Here is a 4,344-nt window from a genome sequence, read left to right as displayed (position 1 = left end):
CTGGCAGGGAACCTCATGGCGCGACACACCCACGAACCGCCTCAAGGCCGAAGGTAAAGCAGTCGAGATGACCGAGCAGATCAAGGCCGGGACGTTCAACTATTTGAAGTGGTTTCCCAAGGGCAACAAGGCTCACGAGTTTGGCGCACCGGAAATCAAGCCGGCGGAAGTCCTGACTTTGCGAAGTTATTACGACGAGTGGATCAAGGAAAAGACGCCGCCGCTTGTGAGAAAAAGCCGCGCGCGGAACTATCGGTCGCATTTCTCGGTTCATATATTGCCCTTTCATGGGGACGTTCGGCTTTCCGACTACGGCGTGACCCATATCCGCGACCTTCGGTTACATCTCATTGAGGAAAAGAAAATCAGTCTCAAGTCGGCCAAAAACGTGATCGGAGCTTCGCTAAAGGCGCTTTTTCGCGACGCCAGAGCATTTGGAAAGATCGACAAGAACCCGTTTCTTGATTTGCCTCGCGAATGGTGGCCGCGCGTGGTTACAGCGGAGCCTGACCCGTTTACCGAAGCTGAGCGGGACAAGATCACTGAGTATTTCTTCAAGAAGTATTGGCAGAGCTGGCCACAAGGGTTTGTCTTTGTCTATGCGCTATTCTGGGGCGGGCAACGGCCATCGGAACTGACCGCCAGGCGTTGGCGTGACATCGATGTGAGCACCGGCATGCTGTCAATTACCACGTCCAGAACAGAAGGCGAAGAGGGCGCGCCGAAAACGGCCAACAGCCGGCGGTCGATTCAATTGCTGCGGCCCGTGGTTGAGTACCTGGCGCAGATTAAGCCGCTACGGGCGCAGCCGGATGATTATATCTTCACGGATCAGCGCGGCGAGCCGATCAATCAGTGGAAGTTTAGCGAGCAGTTCCAAGGGGCGCTTACGGCCCTTAAGATTCGTCATCGGGACTTCTACCACACACGGCACACGTTCATCTCGGTGATGCTCACGCATGGGGAGAACCCTAAGCGCATTGCCGAGTATGTCGGCAACTCGCCGGAAGTGATCTACCGCAATTATGGGAAGTGGCTGGGGGACACAAGCGGGTTCGGAAACGCGGCGCTTTTGGCGGCAAAACCGAAACCTTTACCGAAACCTTTCGCAGGGTCAACAGCGGGATTTGAACAATTTCCGCTGGTTGGGTTGGTGCGAGGAGCGGGATTTGAACCCGCACGCCGTTTCCGGCACTAGCCCCTCAAACTAGCGCGTCTGCCATTCCGCCACCCTCGCATGGGTGTTACTGACCTTTGGCCTTTTGCTCCGTTGGTTGCGGCGCCGCCGGTTGGGCAGCTTTTGTGGGTTTCTGCGCTTTCGTCTCTGGTGCCGGCGTCGCGGCGGGAGCTTGAGACTTGGTCGCTGGTGCTGCCGGTGCTGCTGGGACCGCGGGTCCGCTCGGTGTCCGGCTATCAAAGATCGTCGATGAAGACCGGCGCCCAGACAGATAGCCTAACGTTAGAGATGTAATCATGAACACAATCGCCATCCCTGTGGTGAGGCGCGTTAGAAAATTGCCCGCGCCGCTGCTGCCAAAGATGGTTGAACTCGAACCGCCGAAGACCGCGCCGACTTCCGCTCCCTTGCCGGTTTGCAGCAAAACGACCAGAATCAGTCCGATGCTGACGATGACATGAATGATGGTAACTACAATAACCATAGACTTACTTATGCGAGAAAGCTCGGACGATCGGCATAAACGTTTCGACCTTCAGGCTCGCCCCGCCGACTAAGAAACCCGCGACGTCGGGTGTATCGGCTAGTTCTTTGGCGTTTTCGGGCTTGACGCTGCCGCCGTAAAGGATTCGCACGGTTTCACCGTCCGACCCGAAGGCTTTTACAAGCGCTTGCCGAATGCGCTTGTGCACCTGTGCTACTTGCGTCGACGTTGCGTTTTGGCCGGTGCCGATGGCCCACACTGGTTCGTAAGCGATTTCGACCTGGTTTATACCATCTTTGACCATGCCCTTCAACGCGATGCGCAGCTGCTGGCCGATGACTTTAAACGTCTGACCGCTTTGGCGTTCATCGAGCGTCTCGCCGACGCAGAGAATCGCGCGCATGCCGGCGCGCAACGCCGCGCCCAGCCGCTTTTGAATCTCCAAATCGGTTTCATGAAAGATGTGGCGGCGCTCGGAATGGCCCAAGATCACATAGCCGCAGCCCAGCTCGCTCAACATCACTGGACTTACCTCACCGGTAAAGGCGCCGCGCTCTTCCCAGTGGCAATTCTGCGCCGCCAGGCCGACGGAGCTATTCTTGATCGCGCGCGCCGCCGCAGTCAAAGCGGTAAACGGCGGGGCGATGACCACGCTCGCGCTGCTTTGGCCGCGTTGTTTACCAAGGGCTCGAACGATCTGACGCGCCAACGCGGCGCACTCCGCCTGGCTGCCGTGCATCTTCCAGTTGCCGACGACTAGCGGTGTATTCACGCGGGTTCCTCAAGCGCTTTGATGCCCGGCAGGATCTTGCCCTCGAGAAATTCCAAGGTCGCGCCGCCGCCGGTGGAGAGATGGGTAATCTTATCTTCCACGCCCGCGGCGCCGACTGCGGCAACAGTGTCGCCGCCGGCGATGATGCTGACAATCTTGGGATGATTGGCCGCCAACGTTTGTGCAATCGCGTTGCTGCCGGAGTCGTAGGGCTTCACTTCAAAAAGGCCGACCGGCCCGTTCCATAAAACCATTTTTGCTTTGGCGATCGCGGCATTGAACTGAGCAATCGTTTGCGGACCGATGTCGAGGCCCATGCGATCGGCGGGGACACTCTTCACCGTCGTTGCGGGATTTTTCTTTTCGCTATCACCGGTGACGTGATCGCTGGGCAACAGCAGCGACACGTTGTGCGCTGCCGCTTCGCGCAACAAGTCTTTGGCGAGGTCAATTTTGTCGCTTTCGACCAACGACTTGCCAATATCTATGCCCTGGGCCTTGAGAAACGTATAGGCCATGCCGCCGCCGATCAGGAGACTATCAACTTTGGGCAGGAGGTTTCTGATGACGCCGATCTTGTCGGAAACTTTAGCGCCGCCCAGAATCGTCACGAAAGGTTTGTCGGGATTGGAAAGCGCACGCGAAAGATAGTCGAGCTCCTTCTGCAACAACAGGCCTGCGGCTTTTTGTTTGAAAAAGGCGGCCATGCCGGAGATCGAGGCATGGGCGCGGTGGGCGGCGCCAAAGGCATCGTCGACATAGGCGTCGGCGAGCCCCGCCAGCGCGCGCGAAAAGGCCTCGTTGTTTTTTTCTTCTTCTTTGTGAAAGCGCAGGTTCTCCAACAACACGACGCGCTCGCTGCTCGTGCGCACGAGATTTTCCACCGCGGCGCCGACGCAGTCGGGCGCAAGCGCGACGGATTCGTTTAGAGCTTTTTGTAGATGGTCGCGCACCGGCGCCAGACTGTACTTCGCGACCACTTGACCATCGGGCCGGCCCAGGTGGGAGGCAACGATGACCTTGCGGGCACTCTTAAGAATCGCGCGAATCGTCGGCATGGCACTTTCAATACGATGCGGCTCGGTGATCTTGCCGTCCTTGATCGGCACATTGAAATCGACCCGCAGGAAGACTGTCTTGTTGGCCAAGTCGAGCTCGGCGAGTTTCCTAATCATTGACTGTACCTGCCAAAATTTCTCTTCAATGACGTATAATTGCGTCCAACTATGTTGACTATCTACAGGGCTTATACTAACTTCTCAAATAGCATTTCGGAATCCTCCTCATGGCATTTCTTTGGTGGCTTTATCTGTCGGCACAGAACGGACCGGCCATCGCACCACAGCATGGAGTATTGGATCTTATCAAAGGTTCCGGGCTGGTGGTGCAGCTGGTCCTGTACATGCTGGTGTTCTTTTCCGTGGTGAGCTGGGGCATTATTTTCTTCAAATTAAAACAGGTGCGCGGCGCCAAGAAAGAGTCCGACCAGTTCGTCGAAATATTTTGGGAGCGGCGCAACCTCTCGAGTATTCATGAAGCCAGCAAAGAGCTGACCGTCAGCCCGGTGGCGCAGGTTTTTCGCGCCGGTTTTGAAGAATTGGTCCGCGTGTCGCGCAGCAAGAAGGAGAACCCCGCCGGCGAAGCGATGACGACCGACCTAGGCGGCGTCGACAACGTCGCGCGCGCCATGAAACGGGCCGCCAGCATGGAGATTACCAAGCTGGAAAAGTCGCTCACCTTCTTGGCGACCACGGCGAGCACGGCGCCGTTTGTTGGCCTGTTCGGCACGGTCTGGGGCATCATGAATGCCTTTCGCGGCCTGAGCACGACTCACACATCGAGCATCCAAGCGGTGGCGCCCGGCATCGCCGAAGCTTTGATCGCCACCGCGGTGGGCCTCGCGGCGGCGAT

Annotated in this window: 5 protein-coding genes, 1 tRNA gene and 1 pseudogene; 3 read left to right on the top strand and 4 right to left on the bottom strand. The window is 57.5% G+C overall.

The window, feature by feature from the left end; translation table 11 throughout:
• A pseudogene (locus FJ145_26530) lies at positions 1-124 on the top strand (DUF3596 domain-containing protein).
• A 102-nt stretch (positions 125-226) separates the two neighbouring features.
• Complete coding sequence (locus FJ145_26525) at positions 227-1,198, top strand: hypothetical protein (GenBank protein MBM4264966.1); 972 nt, start codon at positions 227-229, stop codon at positions 1,196-1,198.
• Here the strand turns inward: FJ145_26525 and FJ145_26520 are convergent.
• The 4 genes from FJ145_26520 to FJ145_26505 form a co-directional block, all read right to left on the bottom strand.
• Positions 1,152-1,237: transfer RNA gene (locus tag FJ145_26520), tRNA-Leu, on the bottom strand. The genes FJ145_26525 and FJ145_26520 overlap by 47 nt on opposite strands.
• 7 nt (positions 1,238-1,244) lie before the next feature.
• Positions 1,245-1,661, bottom strand: a complete 417-nt coding sequence (gene secG, locus FJ145_26515; GenBank protein MBM4264965.1) for a preprotein translocase subunit SecG — start codon at positions 1,659-1,661, stop codon at positions 1,245-1,247.
• Between the two features lie 4 nt (positions 1,662-1,665).
• Positions 1,666-2,433: a triose-phosphate isomerase gene (locus tag FJ145_26510; protein MBM4264964.1), complete on the bottom strand. Its 768-nt coding sequence runs from the start codon at positions 2,431-2,433 to the stop codon at positions 1,666-1,668.
• Entirely contained in the window at positions 2,430-3,608 is a 1,179-nt protein-coding gene (locus FJ145_26505) for a phosphoglycerate kinase (GenBank protein MBM4264963.1), read from the bottom strand. The genes FJ145_26510 and FJ145_26505 overlap by 4 nt, the downstream gene beginning before the upstream one ends.
• A 110-nt stretch (positions 3,609-3,718) precedes the next feature.
• Here FJ145_26505 and FJ145_26500 point away from each other — a divergent pair.
• A partial coding sequence (locus FJ145_26500; protein ID MBM4264962.1) for a hypothetical protein occupies positions 3,719-4,344 on the top strand: 626 nt, incomplete at its 3' end.

This window comes from Deltaproteobacteria bacterium, from assembly GCA_016874755.1.
GTDB lineage: Bacteria > Desulfobacterota > Binatia > UBA9968 > UBA9968 > DP-20.
Note: the sequence above shows the minus strand (reverse complement) of the source record. Positions and strands in the feature narration are given on the sequence as shown.